The following is a 19,156-nucleotide window of genomic DNA, read 5'->3' as shown; positions in this document are numbered from 1 at the left end:
TAAGGAAAATGGAATGAAGCTTTGAGGCTTTGGTGGAATTACTTTTTTACGGCTTGATTTTCCAAATCGAACAAATCGTTCAATATGTCAATCAATGTTTCTGCTTCACCTCTTTTGCAGGCTGCTTTTAGTTGAAGTACAGGTAGCTTCATTATTTTTTGCGTTAAACTCTTCGAGAGTTTTTCCGCAAAAGCTTCCATTTCAGGCGATGCGTGCTTCAAATGCTTTTTAAGCTCATCTTGTCTGATTTGCTCTAGCGCGCCTTTAAGCTTGTGAATGGTTGGAGAAACTTCCATTTCCATCGACCATTCGTTTACATCATCCAGAGAATCTGCAATTATGGCTTCAACATCAGGAATTGCGGCCAGTCGCTTATTCAAAGCTGCTGATGCATTGTTTTGAATTTCGTCAATATTGTAGAGGGCAACACCTTTAATATCTTCAATAGCAGGATCGATTGATCGAGGAATAGATAGGTCGACAAAATATTTAATGCCTTTGATTTCGGTGTTGGCAAGTTGCTCCGGATTGATGAAGTGTCTAACAGCAACGCTGGAAATTACTACGTCAAATTCATTAAAGCTCTTGTCTAATTGGTCAAATGGAAGCACGTTCAGTTGACATTCAAGACCGAGCTTATCGGCAACTTCTGTAGTTCTATTCGTAATGCTTACGTCAAGCTTGGTCTCAGCCATGTGTCTGGCTAAGTCTTCACCAATTTCACCCAGGCCTAGGAGTAAGATCTTAGGGTTCTCTAGGTTTTCGGCTAATGTTTTCACCAATTCAGAAGTTGCGTAGGAAACACTCGCAGCACCATTCCTGAAGTTAGTTTCTTGAAAAACACGCTTGTTAGCGTAAAAGATGGTGTGAAGCACGCGGTGCAAAAATGGCCCTGCCATTTGTGCATCGGCAGACATTTGGTAAGCTCTTTTTACTTGATTGATGATTTGTAAGTCACCAACTACTTGAGCTTCGAGCCCTAAAGCCACACGGAACAGGTGTTCTGAAGCGCTTTCAGGATCATTGATTACCTGAAAATGCTCCATGTATTGCTCCATATCAGCAATTCCTTTTTTTAAACCTAGGAATTGAATAAGCTGAGCAGCTACTTCGGTTTCGCTTGAGTAATAGAATTCGGTACGGTTGCAGGTGGAAATAATAAGCGCTTCAGAAACAGGGAAGAGGTCTCTAATCTCTTCTAACATCGATTTGATAAGATTGTCATCTAATGCGATAACCTCTCTGATCTCAACCGGTGTGTTTTTGTATGATAAGCTTATTACTTTGAAATCGCCCTGCATTGCTGCCTACTTTCTTCTAATACTGCCTGCAAAAATAACCTCTGCATATTCTTAATAAAAGTGATAAAAATCAGTGTTTGATATTTAGAATGCTTCTAAATAATTGTTTGACAATTCTCTGGGTTTTAATACTTTCGGTATATTTAATTGTATTAATTTCAAAACGCACACACCTTGAAATTCCGATTGAAACAATGGATTAAACACTATTTCGGTTTTACCAAGACAGAAACCAATGCTGTGGTGGTTTTGGTTCCATTGTTGGTGCTTATAGTCTTATCTCCAAAATTCTATTCGGCCTGGTTTAGGGTTGATTATCAGAACTATGAACATGATGCCGTATTGCTCGATAGTCTGGTAGCAAGAGTGAAAGAGTCGGTGCGGCCTAATGAGCTAGTTTCTCCATCAAAACCAGAGGAATTCTTATTTAATCCAAATGTGGTTTCTGGAGATAGTTTGAGGCTGCTGGGCGTTCCAGGTTTTATAGCGGATCGAATAGAAAATTATCGGTCTAAGGGTGGTCAATTTAGGGTGAAAGCTGACTTAAAGAGAATTTATGATTTCCCAGATTCGACTTATAATAGACTTGAGCAATTCATTCTCTTGCCCGATAAGGTTAAGGCTAGGGTAGAAAAGAAGCCAACGCCAAAAGTACCTAAACCTGATGGTGAGATTGAGGTGAGGGCACCAGAGAAAAAAGCTGAAGAATTTTTAGTTGTAAATATTGCTAGTGCCGATTCAATGAGCCTGCGCGCCTTACGGGGTATTGGGCCAGCCTATGCGCGCAGAATCGTTAAATATCGAGATTTGCTTGGAGGCTTTTATCATGTTGAGCAGTTGCGGGAGGTTTATGGGCTGTCCGACTCTCTTTTTGTGGCTTTGCAACCGCACCTTATTTGTGAGGATTATCAGTTAAAAAAACTGGCGATCAACTTAGCTACTTTTAAGCAGCTCAACGCACATCCGTATATCTCTTACCAACAGGCCGGTGATATTTTGAACACGAAAAGTAAAAACGGTAAATTCACCAATGCCAATGACCTATTAAAGGTCGAGACATTCGACAGTACTCAAGTAGTCAAACTTTTACCTTACCTGGATTTCCGATGAAGAAAATTATTAGCGCAGCGCAAACGCGCGCAACCGATAGCTTTACGATTACAAAGGAGGGGATTTCCTCTATTGATCTTATGGAGAGGGCTTCTAAGCGGTTTGTGGAATGCTTTCTTGAATTGTACCCTGCGGTGTCTTCTGTCTGTGTGTTTGCCGGAACCGGTAATAATGGTGGCGATGGTCTGGCAATTGCCAGGTTGCTTCAGCGGAATGGAGTAGATGCGCAGGCTTACTTGGTAAAGTATGCTGATAGTCTTTCGGCCGATTGTAAGAGTAATTTTGATCGCTTAGATAATTGTGTGGTTTTAAAGGAGGGCGACCACACTGGAGTTAACTGTGAGTTGATTATCGATGCAATTTTTGGCTCAGGGCTCAATAGGCCTGTTGAAGGTTGGCTGGCCGATCTGTTTGATGATATTAATAGGAGTGATGTGCCTGTGGTTAGCGTGGATGTTCCGTCTGGTCTTTTTGCAGATTCCTCTGGTCATGGTGCAGTTATTAGGGCTGATGATACCATTACTTTTCAAAGACCAAAACGCTCTTTTTTTGTTCCCGAAACTGGGAGGTTCACTGGGAAATGGCATTGTGTCGATATTGGGCTCAATGAGGCTTTTATTGAGGGGCAAGAGTCGGATTTTTACTTGATAGAGGCGAGTGATGTTGGTTTGCCAAAACGAGAAAAGTTCAGTCATAAAGGTAATTTTGGTAAGGTGCAATTGTTGGCAGGCAGCTATGGAAAAATGGGGGCAGCAATTCTTTGTGCCAAAGCAATTATGCGGTCAGGGGCTGGGTTGCTCACTGTTCATATACCAAGAGAAGGGTATACAGCAATGCAAGTAAGTGTGCCAGAAGCCATGGTTACTGTGGATGAGGGGGGTGAGTTTATTTCAAATCCGGTTGTTCAGTCTGATGCCTCTGCTATTTGTATTGGCCCCGGGTTAGGTGTTAATGAGTCAACTGTTCATGGGCTTCTGCAATTTCTTAGGTCAGTTGAGAAGCCTTTGGTACTAGATGCAGATGCACTAAATATTTTGGCGCAAAACCCTTTGCTTCTGAAAGAGTTACCGAGTAAAACGGTATTAACACCGCATGTGGGAGAATTTCATAGGTTGTTTGGTGAGTGTAAGGATGGTTTTGAAAGATTGGAGCGGGCACAACAGGCTGCGAAAAAGTACGATTTAGTGATTGTGTTAAAGGGTGCACATACAGCAGTTGTTGATAGTGAACGAGTGGTTTTCAATAATACGGGCAATGCTGGTATGGCAACGGGTGGTAGTGGAGATGTGCTTGCTGGAATTATAACAGCTTTGCTTGGGCAGGGGATGGCTGCTAGTGAGGCTGCTTTAAGTGGGGTTTACTTGCACGGCTTGGCTGGAGATTATGCTGCAAAAAAGGTAGGTGAAGTGTCATTAATGGCATCAGATTTGCTTGAATCATTACCATATTCAATTGATAACGTTCGGAAAAAGAAAATTATTTGAAAAAAGAGTATATTTATCCAAACCTTCAGGTCAATTGATGGGTCTAATAAGAGAATGAAAACCTTCAGCCTAAACATACCGCTTCAAAGATTCGCCTTAATGGCGATATTGCTTTTGGTATGTGCGAGTCTTTCAGCCCAAAACGGTAGGCTTGCAGAGGCCGGTGGATCTTCATCTGACGAGAAAGTTAAGATTGAGGTATTTCCAAACCCAACCTCTGATTTGATTAACATCGATCTAACGGATGCTGAGCTTAGTAAGCCTAAAATTGAAATCAGAAGTATTATCGGGACAAAAATGAACATCTATCTAGAAAAGAACGGTACCGATAAATACAAGGTAGATGTAAGTAGTTTTCCAAGAGGTTACTATCTGGTGCTGGTTCGAGAGGATAGGACCAAGTTCCAACAAACCATAAGATTCTCTAAGAAATGAAAAACCCCGAAAGTTTCGGGGTTTGTTGTTTTTAATACATTGCGTTTCCAGGTGTTCTTGGGAAAGGAATCACATCCCTAATATTTCCTAGTCCAGTTACAAAGATCATTAGTCTTTCAAAGCCTAGTCCGAATCCACTATGTGGTACCGAGCCGAACCTTCTGGTGTCTAAGTACCAATCCATTTCTTCTTCAGGAATATGCATTTCTGCCATTCTGGCTCTTAGTACATCAAGTCTTTCCTCTCGCTGCGAACCACCAACAATCTCGCCAATGCCAGGGAAAAGAATGTCCATGGCGCCAACAGTTTTGTCATCATCATTCATGCGCATGTAGAATGCTTTGATGTCTTTAGGGTAATCGAAAAGGATGACAGGCTTGTTGAAATGTTTTTCAACCAGGTAACGCTCGTGTTCTGATTGTAGATCTGTTCCCCACCCTTCTACAGGGAATTGAAATTTCTTCTTTTTGTTAGGCTTAGAGTTTCTCAATATTTCAACAGCATCTGTATAGCTAACTCTTTCGAAGTCGTTTTCAACAACAAACTGTAGCTTTTCGCGCAGGGTCATCGGGCTGCGCTCGGTTGCAGGTTTGTTCTTTTCCTCGTCAAGTAGTCTGTTTTCTAAAAACTCTAGGTCATCTGCACAGTTATCTAGTGCGTATTTGGCCAAGTATTTTAAGAATTCTTCAGCCAAGTCCATGTTGTCGGAAAGCTCGTAAAAAGCCATTTCTGGCTCAATCATCCAGAATTCCGCTAAATGGCGAGTTGTGTTAGAGTTCTCGGCTCTAAAGGTTGGCCCGAAAGTGTAGATGTCTCCCAATGCAAGTGCCCCTAGTTCTCCTTCCAGCTGACCCGATACGGTTAGGTTTGTTTCCTTGCCGAAGAAGTCTTCACTGAAGTCAACCGATCCGTCCTCTGTTAGTGGAGGATTTTTAGCATCAAGTGTTGTCACTCTAAACATTTCGCCTGCACCTTCTGCATCAGAACCAGTAACAATAGGGGTGTGCATATATACAAAGCCCTTTTGGTTAAAGAACTGATGAACGGCAAAAGACATAGCGTGGCGCATTCTGTAAACTGCACTAAATGTGCTGGTTCTTGGGCGCAAATGCGCAATCTCTCTCAAAAATTCAAAAGAGTGCTTTTTTGGTTGCAATGGATACTTTTCAGGGTCGGCTGTGCCGAGTACTTCCAGCTGAGACGCTTGGATTTCCATGTTTTGGCCAGCCCCTTGAGATGCCACAAGTTTACCTGTAACCGAAATACTAGCTCCAGTAGTAACAAGTCGCAAAGTATCCTCGCTGATTTGATTTGGGTCGGCTACAACCTGAATGTTCTTAATGGTTGAACCATCATTGACAGCGATAAAATTCACGTGTTTATTTCCACGTTTAGTTCTTACCCAGCCTTTTACTAAAACCTCTCTGTCGAATTCAGTGCTTTGTAGCAGCTCCGATACTTTTGTTCTTTTTGTTTTCATGGGGCTATTTCTCAAGCGATTAAAATGAACGCAAAACAATCATTTTTTCTCCTTATTAACAATTAATTGACTGTCATTTCGGTAAATAACTGCTGTGGCTAAACCTTATGGAACGAATAGAAAAAAGGTTGATTGTGTGATGTTTTGGCTGTTTTTAATTTTTTGCATGATTTTTGTTAAAAAGTGTCACATTGCATTTCTTTCTCTCGTTCTTTACTTAACTTTGGTTGAACGAGTCGAACAAAACTCAACGCATGCAGAAACTCAGTTTAAGTCAAACATTAGGTCAGAAACTGTCTCCACAACAGATTCAGTTTATCAAGTTGTTACAGGTGCCAACTGCAGAGTTGGATACGCGTGTAGAAGAAGAACTTGAGTTGAACCCTGCTTTGGAAGAGGGGAGAGAAGAGCCTGAGCCAGTAAGTGAAGCAGATGATTATGACGAGGCGGAGAGCCCTACCGATGATTTGAACGTAGAGGACTACCTTGGAGATGATGACTACTCCGGCTATAAAATGCAAGGTGATGGTAGTTATGATGATGAAGACAAGGAAATGCCGATCGCCATGCAGGCCTCTTTGAATGATCAGCTTGAGATGCAATTGGGGTATTTAGGGCTCGATAGTCGTAGCGAAACCATCGCTAAGCAACTTATTGGCAGCATTGAATCTGATGGGTATATAAGAAGAGAGTTGGATGCTATCGTAAACGATTTGGCGTTCTCACAAAATATAGAAACTGATATTGAGGAGCTTGAAGAGTTGCTCGGTCAAATTCAACAATTTGATCCTCCTGGCATAGCGGCAAGAAATCTTCAAGAGTGCTTGTTGATTCAACTTCAAAGAAAGTTGGAAGACTTGGAGGAAGACCCGGTGCTGCAAGCAGCAATTGAAATAATTGAGCATTGCTTTGATGAGTTTACCAAGAAGCATTACGATAAGATTGTTCGGAAACTCAATATTGACGATCAAGAGTTGCTGAAAGATGCAGTTGCCGCAATTGTTAAGCTAAACCCTAAGCCGGGTGGCGTTTCTGGTGGAATCGTTAAAACGCAATATCTTATTCCAGATTTTATTCTTTCTAACAATAATGGAAAGATGGACTTGACGCTTAATTCCAGAAACGCACCTGAGTTAAGAGTAAGTCAGTCGTACTCTGATATGTTTAAGGCATATGATAAGAGTGATAAAAAGGATAAGAAGCTAAAAGAGACCGTTTCGTTTGTTAAGCAAAAGCTTGATGCTGCAAAGTGGTTTATAGATGCTATTAAACAGCGCCAAAATACATTGCTAAGAACAATGGAGGCGATTGTGAAGTATCAGTATGAATTCTTTTTGGAGGGTGATGAAACCAAACTTCGCCCTATGATCTTGAAGGATATTGCCAACGAAATCCAAATGGATATTTCTACGGTTTCGCGTGTGGCTAACTCCAAGTCGGTTCAGACGGATTTCGGTATTTTTCCTTTAAAGTACTTCTTTAGCGAGGGAATTTCTACAGCAAGTGGAGAGGATGTAAGCTCGAGAGAAGTGAAAAACGTATTGGCTGAGTTTATTAATAACGAAGACAAGAAGAAGCCGCTTTCGGATGATAAGTTAGAAAAGGCACTCAAGGCAAAAGGGTACAATATTGCGCGTAGAACAGTTGCTAAATATCGTGAGCAGCTGAACATACCTGTAGCGCGACTAAGAAAAGAATTATAGTTTGAGTTTTTTCGCCAAGTTAATCACATACATTTTTCAGCCATTGTTGATGCCGACATTGGTTTTTTATACCCTCTTATTTCATTTGGGGAGTAGTTCAAATCTTACGGATAAAGGTAGATGGACAGTTGTTTCGCTCATTTTTGTAACCACTTGCGTTATTCCGGTGCTTACGGTTGTCATGTTTAAAGCTACGCGGGTTATTCGCGATTTGAATATGGTCAATAGAACAGATCGTTACATCCCTTTTGTGTTCATTACGCTATTTTATGTGGTGGTTTCATACCTTATAAAAGGGCAGGAGTGGTTGACTCCGCTTATGTATAATTGTTTTTTGGCCATTACAACAGTGGTTGTGCTAACGAATGGTATCACATTTAAGTGGAAGATAAGCGCGCATGCAGCTGGTGTTGCTGGTTGGCTCGGCTTTATTGTAGCCTTTCAAAACCAGTTTGCTTCTACCAATACATTGTTCTGGCCGTTGGTTTGGTCAGTTGCACTTTGTGGTTTAGTGTTTTGGTCTCGTCTTTTTCTTAAGGCACACAAGCCAGCTGAGATATGGGCCGGGGCCACAATGGGTTTTTTGGTCTGTTATGCGGCAGTTGTCTTTTTTTCTTAGGCAGAAAAAAGGGCTTAATTAAAAGCCCGTTAGTGATATTCCTATTGTAAGTGTTCTTGTGTCCGCCCCGCCTGCCGGAGGGTTGTCAAACTTATCAGAAAGTTCGTAGAAGCTAAAAATGGCAAAACCACCCCAGCCAACTCTTGCCTGTAGGCCGTATCTAAAGCGGTTAAACCCTAGCTCTTTTCGGTCTTTTAGCATTCTGTTGTCGCCAAGTGCATCTTGAAACTTAACCTTTGTAAAAGAAGAGTAAAGAACACCAACCTTACCACCGGCTGCTACTCTAAAACCTCTGCTGTATTTGTCTCTATTCGCATACCATCTAATTTCAAGTGGCATGTCTACGTAGAATAGGCCAAGCTTTGATTTATCAAAACTTAATGAACCGAATTGATCTTCTAAGTCAACTACCTCAGTTGTTCTCTGGCCGTTGCTAATGCTAGAGACAAGTGTAGTGTTGTTGTCGAATGTATACTTTTCCCAGCTCATGCCTAAACCAGGGGTTAAGGTAAAACCACCCTTGCCAATTGGTAAGTCGTAGAAGTAAGTTGCGTTTACTGTTTTTGACTGAAACCAGTTTAAGTCGGCACCAGTAGGCTTGTCTGACCAGCTATTAAAGCCAAAATCGAAGACCAATGCACCCGGAAGATCCGGTCTTTGAGCTTTGGCAGAAAATGCGACAAAAATTAATGCGAATATTAAAAGGCTTTTTTTCATATAGTTGCGCTGTTTAAAGCGGTGGCAAAGATAGTATTTTTTAAAAGTATACATAAACGTGTTTTGCAAAGAAAAAGAATTAATTACCTTTGCACTCCGTTTTAACGGACTTTAACAGCGAAAAGTATTTGGCCTCGTAGCATAACTGAATAGTGCACTTGATTACGGCTCAAGAGGTTGCAGGTTTGAATCCTGCCGAGGTCACAAAAACAGAAAAGGTCACCCTTGGGGTGGCCTTTTCTGTTTTTAAGATTTTGTATCAGGTTCAAACCATTTGAAATCTCTTCCGAGTATTCGGAGAGATTCGTGAGGGGCTGTGCGGTATGCTCTGCGGGTACGAACAATCCTGCCGAGGTCACTTAAAGTACAAAAGCTCTGAATGTTTTCAGAGCTTTTTTTATTTACGGATTACCGAGCTTGCTCGGGTAATCAAGAAAAAAAGACATGCGCAGCATGAGCTTTTGTATTTTCAGGTGTGATATTTAGAGTTGTTTGCCAATTCCCAAAAGTGCACACCAAGGGTTTTTATTAGTAAAAGAGGTAACCTTGTAACTCCTCTTTTTATTCTCCATCCAATTTTTTTTGAACCCACGGCACGTTATCACGTAACTAAAGGCTAGAATATGTGCGTTTATTCGGTGTATAGTACTTTTAATAAGTAACCACTTACGTAAATTCATCATTTAATTCGGACACTCTTACAAAGTGTTCGGGTTCGGTTCATTCAGAAGATATTCGCTCAATCTGGTCAATTGGCGGTCGTATTTTTGGATAAAATGCAGTTGCTTTTCTTGAGTGCTGTTTGTGGTTAAATGGTGTTATTCCGCTGAAATAAAGGCTATTCTGAAAAACAAAACTCACCGTATATTCGGTAAAAGGTCAAAACAATGATAGCGTATAAGGGTCAACACACTATCCACAAAAAGGGTGGACAGCTTTATTGGCGAACAGAAAATGGTTCAATGGAAGGAATCAACAACGGCTTCGCCTATTTCTCATCTAAAAATTTATCGGCAGAAAATCAGCAAACACGATTTACAATTCGGTTTGGGCTTGACGGTACTCAGGTTTATGAAGTGAATAACCAGCAAGTGCAAGTCAATTCAGGCCAGTTTTTCGTTATGAACGAAGGTACTGAATATCATTTGCGGGCACTGAATAATGAAGATACAACAATGCTGGCGTTTTGTTTTAACGAGCAGTTTATCGCGGATTTTATTGCCTGTAAGCAAAAAAGCAACCTCAGTTTGCTCGACTCCGGTGGTCTATTTGAGTGTACTAACAGCACTTTTCACTTCCCAGAACATTCGTTGGTGGTAGATGCAGGTTTAAAAACCTGTATTGAGGAGTTAATGGATGAACATATATGTGCACCAGTTGATATGGTTGATGAATTCGAACTGTTCTCTACCATATTAACCACCGTAATGCGAAGAACAAAAGAGGTGTTATCGCCTTTTGAACGGCAAAATGTTGTCAAGAAATCTACTCAGGTTGAACTCTTCAAAAGGCTGTCTATAGCTAGAGATTATATTCAAGCACATTACTGCGAAGATGTTAATCTAAACGAGATTTCTAGGGTGGCCTGTCTTTCTCCTTATCATTTTCATAGGGCTTTTAAGCACACCTTTGGCATTACGCCCAAAAAGTTTGTAACCCACCTAAGAATAGAGCGGGCTAAATGGCTGTTAGAAAACGGTGATAGGTCTGTACAAATGATTTGTCATGAAATTGGCTTTAGGGATGTAAGTTCTTTTACAAGATTATTTTGCTCTTATACTGGTCATACGCCTTCTGTTTACAGAAATTTGCTTAGCAATAAGTTGATTATGACAGCATAAAATAAACCCTTTTGCGCTTTGCTTGTTTGATGTATGCAAGCTGACAATTATGGAGAGTTCTTGTTTTTGCAAGGAATTATTCTCTCCTTATTGTCCGTTATTCGTACCAAACATGCAGTCGGAAACCGCCATACTTTTTTTCTCAAGAACGCTCGAAGATGAGTATAAGGCGAAGTCGTTTGGTCTTTCGAAGGAACGATTCAAATCAGTTTATTCAGGTTTAGTAAGTAAGGCACTTCGAGTAGCAGAGCAAACTGGGTTTGCTCTGCATGAGGTTTATTCTGGTAGTCAAGTCGGCAGAACATTTGGGGAGCGCCTGATAAACGCCATTCTATCCATTGAGTCTGGAGGGTTTAAAAAAGTACTGGTAATTGGGAATGACTGTCCCGAACTGAATGCCTTGCATTTAAAACAGGCTGCCCAAAGCTTGGGAAATCACCCGTCTGTGGTTTTAGAAGATAAGCGTGGTGGTATAGCACTATTAGGAATTGACCTAACAAAGGTTGATTTCAATGATTTGATTAGCATAAAGTGGAGCACTGCTGCGGTAGCTCAGGAGCTTAAGTCACGTGTAAAATCCTACTCGCTAGAGTGGAGTCTGCGCGATGTCAATTCAAAGAGGGATCTCCTTCTTTTGAGACGAGAGGCATCCAAAGGTGTGCGTAAGTTCGTACGTCTGCTATGTGCGGCATTCACCTATACATACCAAAGAATTTTTGAGCAAACAATTGAGGTGCTGCGTGCATGCATGCTGGCATTTTGGAAAGGTCCTCCTTTCTGCTTACTCAATCGATTTTAGCATACTTATTCAGCGTGCGTTTTGTGCGCTTAAACCTTACAAACCTTTTCATGGACAAAACATATTATAATCCTGCCGACCTTAAGAAGTTCGGGCAGATAACTGATTTTCAAGAGAAACTAGGAAAAAAATTCTTCGATTGGTACGGAGCTGTTTTTGAGCCTGGAGCACTTACCGCGAGAGAAAAATCGCTAATAGCGCTGGCTGTAGCTCATGCCGTGCAGTGCCCGTACTGTATTGATGCATATACCGATGACAGCATGAAAAAAGGAGCAGATGAAGAACAAATGATGGAAGCTGTACATGTAGCAGCGGCTATCAGAGGTGGTGCTTCTTTGGTTCATGGTGTGCAAATGATGAATAAAGTAGACGAGAAACTAATGTAATATGAGCATTAAAACTTTGCTTAGGGAGAAACATTGGCTGTCTTCGCCTGATGAACAGGTGAAGGTTTTAAGCAACCACGAGGCTGCCGGTGTTCCTTCTTTTGCACAGCAACTAGATAAGAGTGGAGTGGAACTTACCCCTACGGGAATAGATACCTTTCAGGTGAACGTGGGTAAAATGTGTAACCAAGTTTGCAAACACTGCCATGTAGATGCAGGGCCTGACCGAAAGGAAATAATGACCCGCGAAACCATGCAGCAAATTTTGTATGCACTGGAAGGTACCGATGTAAAAACCGTAGACCTTACAGGTGGAGCTCCAGAAATGAATCCTGATTTTAGGTGGTTTGTAGAAGCCCTTTCTGAACAAGGACGCCAAATTATTGTGCGCTGTAATCTTACCATAATTTTAGCAAACCCTAAGTACCACGATTTGCCCGACTTCTTTAGAAAACACGGGGTGAATGTGGTTTCATCGTTGCCTTCTTTTACAGCCAGACGAACAAATGCCCAGCGAGGTAATGGTGTTTTCGAAAAGTCCATTGAGGCATTGAAAATGCTGAATGCCGTAGGTTATGGCAAAGCAGACTCTGGCCTGAAGCTCGATTTGGTTTATAACCCTTCAGGTGCATTTCTACCAGACGATCAGGCCATTCTAACCCAAGAGTTTAAACAGAAATTAAAGGAAAGCTACGATATCGTATTCAACGACCTGTTTGTAATTACTAACCTTCCTGTCAGTCGATTCTTGGATTACCTACTCAATTCTAAGAATTACGAGTCGTATATGGATGAATTGGCCAATGCTTATAACCCTGTGGCAGCTGCAGGGGTTATGTGCCGAAACATGGTTTCAATTAGCTGGGATGGTTATCTGTACGATTGCGATTTTAACCAAATGCTAGAGTTGAAATTGTCGGGGAATGCGCCTAAGCATGTTAAAGACTTTGATTGGGACAAGGTAATGGACAGAGAAATAGTAATAAATCAACACTGTTATGGCTGTACTGCAGGGGCAGGTTCTAGCTGTGGCGGTGCAACTACATAAACATGAGTTATTTAGAAACCACTAAAGACATTTATAAAAAAGCAGCAGAAACACCCGATGTGGGGCTTTGCTGTACTACGACACCAGTTTGGGCTTTTCCGGGGTTGGAGATTCCCAAAATAATGCAGCAAATGAATTATGGTTGCGGCAGCACTGTTCACCCTCGAGATTTGGTGAACAACCCCAAGATTCTCTACGTGGGTGTAGGTGGAGGTATGGAGCTTCTTCAGTTCTCTTATTTCAGTCGCCAGCCTGAGGGCGTAATCGGTGTTGATGTGGTGGATGAAATGTTGGCTGCTTCCGCACGCAATTTTGAAGAGGCCGCTGAATCTAACGCTTGGTTCGATCCGTCTTTTGTTACGCTCAAAAAAGGCGATGCCTTGAGTTTGCCTGTTGAGGATGAGTCTGTAGATGTGGCTGCGCAGAATTGCCTGTTCAATATTTTTCATGAAGAAGATTTGAAAAAGGCACTGAAGGAGATGTACAGAGTACTAAAGCCCAGGGGTCGTTTGGTGCTTTCTGACCCTGTTTCGGAAGATGAAATGCCTGAATCATTGAAGCAGGATGAGCAACTTCGGGGGCTTTGCTTAAGTGGGGCATTGCCGCTTAAGGACTACATAAAGATGATCACTGACATAGGCTTCGGCACGGTAGAAATTAGGGCGAAGAGGCCTTATCGCATACTTACTCCAACGCAATACGACACTCCAGAATCTATCTACATAGAATCGGTTGAGGTGTGTGCAATTAAGGATCCAATGCCTGCTGATGGGCCTTGTGTGTTTACAGGTAGAACCGCTATTTATACCGGAAAAGATGAGTGTTTTGATGACCATAATGGGCATATACTCTTGCCGAACCAGCCTTTAGCTGTTTGCGATAAAACGGCCGGTAACTTAGAGGCACTCAATAGCCCAGATATTTGGGTGTCGCCAAGTACCTACTTTTACGATGGTGGCGGCTGTTGCTAACTGAATGATGAAATCAATGAAGCTACGCTGGTTAATAATTGGACAAGCGTGGCTTTCTTTTTTCTTGTGAATTGTTCTGGCTTTTAGAATATTAGTAGAAATGTTTGTGTGAATATGGAGCAGGTAGAAAGGCCAGACGAGAATGATGATAAGGACAAGTTAAGGCGGTGGGTAAACAACCTTCAGCTCGAAAGTTGGCAGCTTGAGCTACTGATCACGGGTTTCTCAATTTTTCTTTTGGCTACTAGTTTAGAGGAATACGAGCTTTTTAGAGCTTCTATGGCTTTTAATAAGTTCACTTTAGGCGGAAACATGAATCCGGTTATCTCGGTTTCTGTTTTGCTTATTCTAAACACAATTCCGCTGGCCATGCGGTTTTTCCTTTTCAGTTTGTTGGCGCACTTACTCCTCAGAGGATTTTGGATTGGCATAGTAGGATTGAGCTCCGTTTCTAACCGAATTGATTTTGATAGCCTGCGCTTAAGTGGCGGGTTTAAAAAGTTCATTCCCAAAAACGTTCGAACGCTCGATGAGCTTATTCTTTATTTAGATAAGATCGCGAGCGTAATTTTTGCCTACACTTATTTATTGGCTTTCTCCATAATTTCGGTGGTATTGGTTGGTGCTTTTTTGCTGGTAGTGCTAAGCTTAACCTCGTATTTCCCTGTTGTTATTGAAAGTGTGGCTTTGGCCGGTACCTTAAATGCCATTGTGTTCTTTGTTTGGTTTATTCTGGCTTTAGGCTCAATTATCTTCTTTTTAGATACGCTGTTGTTCGGGGTGTTCAAAAGGTCCAGATGGTTTTCAACGCTCTATTACCCAATTTATCGTTTCTATTCTATCCTGTCGCTTTCCTTTGTTTACCGAAGTATTTACTATCACTTAATAACCAATTATAAGAAGAAACATATAGTGTTTGCTTCGCTGGCTTTGCTTGTGCTGTTTTTGATTAATAATAGGTTGAACAGCTGGGATAACTACCCTTTCTTTCCGCAAATGGACGATGAAAGTGAGGCTTTAATAAGGAATGAACATTACGATGATCAGCGCACCGATGGATTTATAGAAACGGCCAGTATTCCGTCTCGCATAGTAAATAATGGGTTTTTGGAGTTATTTGTAAGGTACTCGCCAGTGAATAACGAGATTCTGCAATTCTTATGCCCTGCGTCTAAAAACCTGAATACCGACATAACTTTTATGGAAGGAATGAAGGCCGGTGTGGAGGCGCAAGGCGATAGTACCCGGACGATAAATGAGATACTCCGCTCGCTCAACAACTTTGACGAAATGGTGAGTATGTCGGCTGGTTGCTTGGTGAAAATGTACGACATATATATTGATGGGGCCAAGGTTGAAAACCCTGAGCTTTTCTTCACCACTCACAAAAATAAAGGCGAAAAGGGCTTTGCTTTTATGTTGGATTTGAATGATTTAAGTAGAGGTAGACACCTGCTTTCTATAAATCATTATGAACGAACAAACCAGATTTGGGGAGGAGAGATTACCGAGCAAACCATTAAAAAGGAGAATTTCGTGAAAATTGTATTCTGGAAGGAATAATGTTACCACTAACATAATCCGCAAGAATAAACGAAAATCCATTTCCTATCTTAATTCATAGAAATCGCAGGCTATGATTAAGAACTACATAAAAATTGCATTTAGAAATATTCGTAAGCAGAGCTTTTATGCTGTGCTGAATATTACCGGTTTGGCAGTTGGAATTAGCTGTTGCATACTCATTCTTACCTATGTGGCCGATGAGTTAAGCTATGATAGCTTTCAACCTGAAGTGGAACAAACTTATAGGGTTGCCCTCGATAGAAAGTTTCCTGACAATCAATTTGTGTATGCGCGTTCGCCAATGCCGCTTGGTGTAACGTTGGTTCGCGATTTACCCGTGGTGACCAATTTTACACGGGTGTTCAATAACTTCGGTTCGCTTACATTTCAGTTAGAAGACCAGTACTTTGATGAACGCAATGTGCTGGCGGTGGACTCTACCTTTTTCGATTTCTTTCATGCTGACTTTGTTAGTGGAGACAAACAAACTGCATTGGATCAGCCAAACAGTTTAATAATTACAGAGGCAATGGCTACCAAGTATTTCGGTGGTCAAGATGCTTTGGGCAAGCAATTAACTGTTCAGAATATAGGTGAGATGATGGTAAGAGGAGTGGTGAAAAATCCGCCTTCCAACTCTCATATGCATTACGATTTCCTTTTTTCTCTTAATACTATGCCTGGTTTGTATCGAAACGATTTTTGGGGTTCATATCAAACCTATAATTACCTGCGGCTAGAGTCAGGAACTGATCCGGCCATGGTAGAACAGCGCATTGAAGAGATTGTGCAATCTTATATGGAACCTCAAGTGCAAAGCTTTCTAGGGATTGATTGGCAGGAGTATGAAGCAGCTGGAAATGATCATCGCTACTTTCTTCAGCCAATGAAGGATATTCATTTGCATTCTAACTTTCAGTGGGAGTTAGAACCTAACGGAAATGCGACAATCGTATACCTATTTGCTGCGATTTCGGGCTTTATTTTACTCTTGGCTTGCATCAATTTTATAAACCTTACTACGGCTAGAGCCGCTAATAGGGCGAGAGAGGTTGGAATGCGAAAAGTACTTGGCGCAGTACGTAAGCAATTGGTTGGTCAGTTTTTAACAGAGGCCGTTTTTGTCTGTTTGTTGGCAAGTGCGCTAGCTGTTTTTCTTGCCTCTATGCTCATGCCGCTTTTCAACGAAATGTCGGGCAAGCAAATAGATATTGTGAGTTTAATGAATTGGCGATCTATTGGTGGTCTTGTGCTTTTCTCTGTGTTGCTTGGTGTTGCTTCAGGGCTTTACCCTGCATTCTTTCTATCGGCATTTAAACCCATTTCAGTATTGAAAGGTAAAGTAAGTGGCGGGGCGAAAAGCTCGTTTTTGCGTAACGGGTTGGTCATTTTTCAATTCGGAGTTTCAATAGTTTTAATCATCGGAACGCTCGTAATTTATCAGCAAATCCAGTATTTGAATGACAAACCCTTGGGTTTTGATAAAGACCAATTAGTAGTGGTAGAGCGGGCCGACTTGTTAGGTGAGCAAATTGAAACATTTAAAAACATACTTTTAGAAAACCCAAGAATCGAATCGGTGGCAGGAGCAGCCACTATTCCTGGTAGACAGGTAAATGGCGGCACCTTTATGGATGTTACTGGCAATGCCAGCGAACGGTATTTAATGCCTAGCATTCGCGGAGATTATGATTTGATCAACACCATGGGGTTGAATGTGGTAGATGGCCGCGCTTTTGATAATGCCATTGTTACAGACTCAACTGCTATAATAGTAAACGAGTCGGCTGTAAAAACCTTTGGATGGAATGACCCGATAGGAAAGCAGTTACAGCCAATAAACGGCCCAATTTATACTGTAATTGGCGTTGTTGAAGATTTTCATTTCGAGTCGTTGCACCAAAATATTGGCCCATTGGCCCTCTTTGCAAGTGACCTTGGCGCTAACCCTACCGGTTTAATGGTGCTGAAAGTATCCACTTCGGACTTAAGCAATACCCTGGCTTCTATTGAGTCCAGTTGGGACGAATTTGTTCAACAAAGGGCGGTGCAGTTGTCGTTTGTAGATCAGGAGTTTGGAGAGTTGTATGAGGCAGAGGAGCGTAGCGGCCAGTTATTTTCTGCCTTTGCAGTTTTGGCCATTATTATTGCTTGCTTAGGGGCGGTTGGCTTGGCTGCTTTTTTAGCCGCGCAGCGCAGAAAGGAAATTGGAGTGAGAAAGGTGTTGGGAGCTACCACTTTTGGCTTAGTGGGTTTGCTTTCAAAAGAGTTTGTAAAGCTAATATTGGTGGCAAACTTATTGGCTTGGCCCTTGGCCTACTACCTAATGCAGCAATGGCTAAATACCTTTGCGTATGCTGTTGGGCTAAACTTACTCGTATTTGTGATGGCGCTCTTGGGGTCTGTGCTCATAGCCTTGCTAACTGTTTCCTTCCATAGTGTAAAGGCGGCCGTTACCAATCCGGCCGAAATCCTACACTATGAGTAATAAACAAGGGTTGATTAATATCTAGAATTTTGGAGATAGCTTAGCAGAACGCTTTAAATACAACCTCAGTTTAAGTCCTAAGAAGGTGAAAATGCCAGCATAGAAAAGACCTGCGATTAAAAGGATTGCTTCAATAGATAAAGTGTTCATGGCTATCTGTTTTAAATGATATTCAAATCTGCTCAGATAGCCACAAATATTTTTACGGGAATTCGTGAAAAACTGGATTTACGTAATTCCCTTAGCGCCACTTTACGCGTACAAAACTCTTGGCTTTGCTAAAGTTTTTCGGAATGTGTTTAATGATGCTATCGCGCAGTTTTTCCAGAACGGCCTCTTTTGTAAAACTCTTATGAACCACCAAGCTAACTTCCCTAATTGGCTCAGGTGAGGTAAAGCGTTTTATACGTTGGTCAGTCATGTCATTCAAAACAGAAAGCTCAGGTACCAAGGTATAGCCCATATTATGCTTTACAAGGTTCTTTAACGTTTCTATTGAGCCACTTTCGTACGAGAAGTTTCCACTTCGAGCATTCTTTTCGCTGCAAATATTCAGTACTTGGTTTCTTAAGCAGTGTCCTTCAGTAAGTAGCCAAAGCCCTCTTTCGGAAAGTTCGTTAGGGTCAATCTCTTGCTTCATAAAAAAAGGATGGTGCATGCTAGTGTAGAGCAAAAAGGGCTCGTTGAACATTGGTACCTCCCTAAGGTTGCTCTCCTCTAAAGGAGTAGCCATAAGCCCAATATCCAATAAGTCGTTTTTGAGATCGCTTATTAGTTGAGACGACTCTACCTCTCTAATAATAAGTTTAGTATTAGGGTTGTTGGCCGTAAAGTCATTGAGAAAAAGCGGTACTAAGTAAGGCGCTATGGTTGGAATAACCCCTAACCTAAAGGTGCCCTTCATGGTGTCTTTTTCCTCATTAATCATGGCCTTTAGCTGGTTGGTTTCCCTTAAGATTTGGCGCGCCTTAGCTATAATCAATTCACCTGTTGGGGTAGGTATAATTGGCTGCTTGGACCTATCAAAAATGAGCGTGCCCATTTCCGTTTCCAGCTTTTTTACCTGCAGGGTCAACGTAGGCTGTGTTACAAAACACTGCTCGGCAGCCGTAACAAAATGACGGTGCGTATCGAGCGAAACGATGTATTCTAATTGTTGTAATGTCATATTTACGAATTCTATAACATTTTTAGGAACATTGAAGGGG

General features: G+C 41.6%; 17 protein-coding genes and 1 tRNA gene. 13 read left to right on the top strand and 5 right to left on the bottom strand.

Annotated elements, in window-relative coordinates:
- Positions 1 to 38 precede the first annotated feature (38 nt).
- Positions 39 to 1,301, bottom strand: coding sequence for a glutamyl-tRNA reductase (gene hemA / locus BMW98_RS18500; RefSeq protein ID WP_090260675.1), 1,263 nt, complete (start codon positions 1,299 to 1,301; stop codon positions 39 to 41).
- Between the two features lie 174 nt (positions 1,302 to 1,475).
- Here hemA and BMW98_RS18495 point away from each other — a divergent pair, with 174 nt between their 5' ends.
- Genes BMW98_RS18495 through BMW98_RS18485 form a run of 3 tightly spaced genes read left to right on the top strand, consistent with a single transcriptional unit; the run spans position 1,476 to position 4,330 of the window.
- Positions 1,476 to 2,411 carry a ComEA family DNA-binding protein gene (locus tag BMW98_RS18495; protein ID WP_139177684.1) on the top strand — a complete coding sequence of 312 codons (936 nt, stop codon included), beginning with the start codon at positions 1,476 to 1,478 and terminating at the stop codon, positions 2,409 to 2,411.
- Positions 2,408 to 3,895, top strand: a complete 1,488-nt coding sequence (locus BMW98_RS18490) for an NAD(P)H-hydrate dehydratase (protein WP_090260671.1) — start codon at positions 2,408 to 2,410, stop codon at positions 3,893 to 3,895. Before BMW98_RS18495 ends, BMW98_RS18490 begins: the two co-directional genes overlap by 4 nt.
- Before the next feature lie 54 nt (positions 3,896 to 3,949).
- On the top strand, positions 3,950 to 4,330 hold the full coding sequence (locus BMW98_RS18485) for a T9SS type A sorting domain-containing protein (protein ID WP_090260669.1): 381 nt from the start codon (positions 3,950 to 3,952) through the stop codon (positions 4,328 to 4,330).
- Between the two features lie 31 nt (positions 4,331 to 4,361).
- Here BMW98_RS18485 and asnS read toward each other — a convergent pair whose 3' ends face one another.
- A complete protein-coding gene (gene asnS / locus BMW98_RS18480) occupies positions 4,362 to 5,810 on the bottom strand; it encodes an asparagine--tRNA ligase (protein ID WP_090260666.1) in 1,449 nt (482 codons plus the stop codon).
- Positions 5,811 to 6,064: 254 nt separating this feature from the next.
- On the opposite strand from asnS, the gene rpoN reads away from it, so the two are divergent.
- A complete protein-coding gene (rpoN, locus tag BMW98_RS18475; protein WP_090260664.1) occupies positions 6,065 to 7,513 on the top strand; it encodes an RNA polymerase factor sigma-54 in 1,449 nt (482 codons plus the stop codon).
- A 49-nt stretch (positions 7,514 to 7,562) separates the two neighbouring features.
- Positions 7,563 to 8,132 carry a hypothetical protein gene (locus BMW98_RS18470; protein WP_139177682.1) on the top strand — a complete coding sequence of 190 codons (570 nt, stop codon included), beginning with the start codon at positions 7,563 to 7,565 and terminating at the stop codon, positions 8,130 to 8,132.
- Positions 8,133 to 8,150: 18 nt separating this feature from the next.
- Here BMW98_RS18470 and BMW98_RS18465 read toward each other — a convergent pair whose 3' ends face one another.
- Positions 8,151 to 8,849: a porin family protein gene (locus BMW98_RS18465; protein WP_162844618.1), complete on the bottom strand. Its 699-nt coding sequence runs from the start codon at positions 8,847 to 8,849 to the stop codon at positions 8,151 to 8,153.
- A gap of 130 nt (positions 8,850 to 8,979) precedes the next feature.
- On the opposite strand from BMW98_RS18465, the gene BMW98_RS18460 reads away from it, so the two are divergent.
- From BMW98_RS18460 to BMW98_RS18420, 8 genes are all read left to right on the top strand, one after another.
- Positions 8,980 to 9,053: transfer RNA gene (locus tag BMW98_RS18460), tRNA-Arg, on the top strand.
- Positions 9,054 to 9,736: 683 nt separating this feature from the next.
- Positions 9,737 to 10,690, top strand: coding sequence for a helix-turn-helix domain-containing protein (locus BMW98_RS18450; RefSeq protein ID WP_090260656.1), 954 nt, complete (start codon positions 9,737 to 9,739; stop codon positions 10,688 to 10,690).
- Positions 10,691 to 10,802: 112 nt separating this feature from the next.
- Complete coding sequence (locus BMW98_RS18445; RefSeq protein WP_162844617.1) at positions 10,803 to 11,489, top strand: TIGR04282 family arsenosugar biosynthesis glycosyltransferase; 687 nt, start codon at positions 10,803 to 10,805, stop codon at positions 11,487 to 11,489.
- Between the two features lie 50 nt (positions 11,490 to 11,539).
- Positions 11,540 to 11,875, top strand: coding sequence for an arsenosugar biosynthesis-associated peroxidase-like protein (locus tag BMW98_RS18440; protein ID WP_090260652.1), 336 nt, complete (start codon positions 11,540 to 11,542; stop codon positions 11,873 to 11,875).
- Between the two features lie 7 nt (positions 11,876 to 11,882).
- Positions 11,883 to 12,923 (top strand): arsenosugar biosynthesis radical SAM (seleno)protein ArsS, encoded by a 1,041-nt coding sequence (gene arsS, locus BMW98_RS18435; protein ID WP_090260786.1) that lies wholly within the window; start codon positions 11,883 to 11,885, stop codon positions 12,921 to 12,923.
- 2 nt (positions 12,924 to 12,925) lie between these two features.
- Positions 12,926 to 13,894, top strand: a complete 969-nt coding sequence (gene arsM / locus BMW98_RS18430) for an arsenosugar biosynthesis arsenite methyltransferase ArsM (RefSeq protein ID WP_090260650.1) — start codon at positions 12,926 to 12,928, stop codon at positions 13,892 to 13,894.
- 114 nt (positions 13,895 to 14,008) lie between these two features.
- On the top strand, positions 14,009 to 15,457 hold the full coding sequence (locus tag BMW98_RS18425; protein ID WP_090260648.1) for a hypothetical protein: 1,449 nt from the start codon (positions 14,009 to 14,011) through the stop codon (positions 15,455 to 15,457).
- Between the two features lie 73 nt (positions 15,458 to 15,530).
- The gene (locus BMW98_RS18420) at positions 15,531 to 17,948 is read left to right on the top strand and encodes an ABC transporter permease (RefSeq protein WP_090260646.1); all 2,418 of its coding nucleotides are present in this window, start codon (positions 15,531 to 15,533) and stop codon (positions 17,946 to 17,948) included.
- Between the two features lie 21 nt (positions 17,949 to 17,969).
- Here the strand turns inward: BMW98_RS18420 and BMW98_RS20650 are convergent, their stop codons facing one another.
- Both BMW98_RS20650 and BMW98_RS18415 read right to left on the bottom strand, forming a co-directional pair.
- Entirely contained in the window at positions 17,970 to 18,098 is a 129-nt protein-coding gene (locus tag BMW98_RS20650) for a hypothetical protein (protein ID WP_262501617.1), read from the bottom strand.
- A gap of 91 nt (positions 18,099 to 18,189) precedes the next feature.
- Complete coding sequence (locus BMW98_RS18415; RefSeq protein ID WP_090260644.1) at positions 18,190 to 19,116, bottom strand: hydrogen peroxide-inducible genes activator; 927 nt, start codon at positions 19,114 to 19,116, stop codon at positions 18,190 to 18,192.
- Positions 19,117 to 19,156 lie beyond the last annotated feature (40 nt).

This window comes from Roseivirga pacifica (genome assembly GCF_900111145.1).
GTDB lineage: Bacteria > Bacteroidota > Bacteroidia > Cytophagales > Cyclobacteriaceae > Roseivirga > Roseivirga pacifica.
The sequence above is the reverse complement of the archived record's forward strand: the minus strand, read 5'-3'. Positions and strand labels throughout refer to the sequence as shown.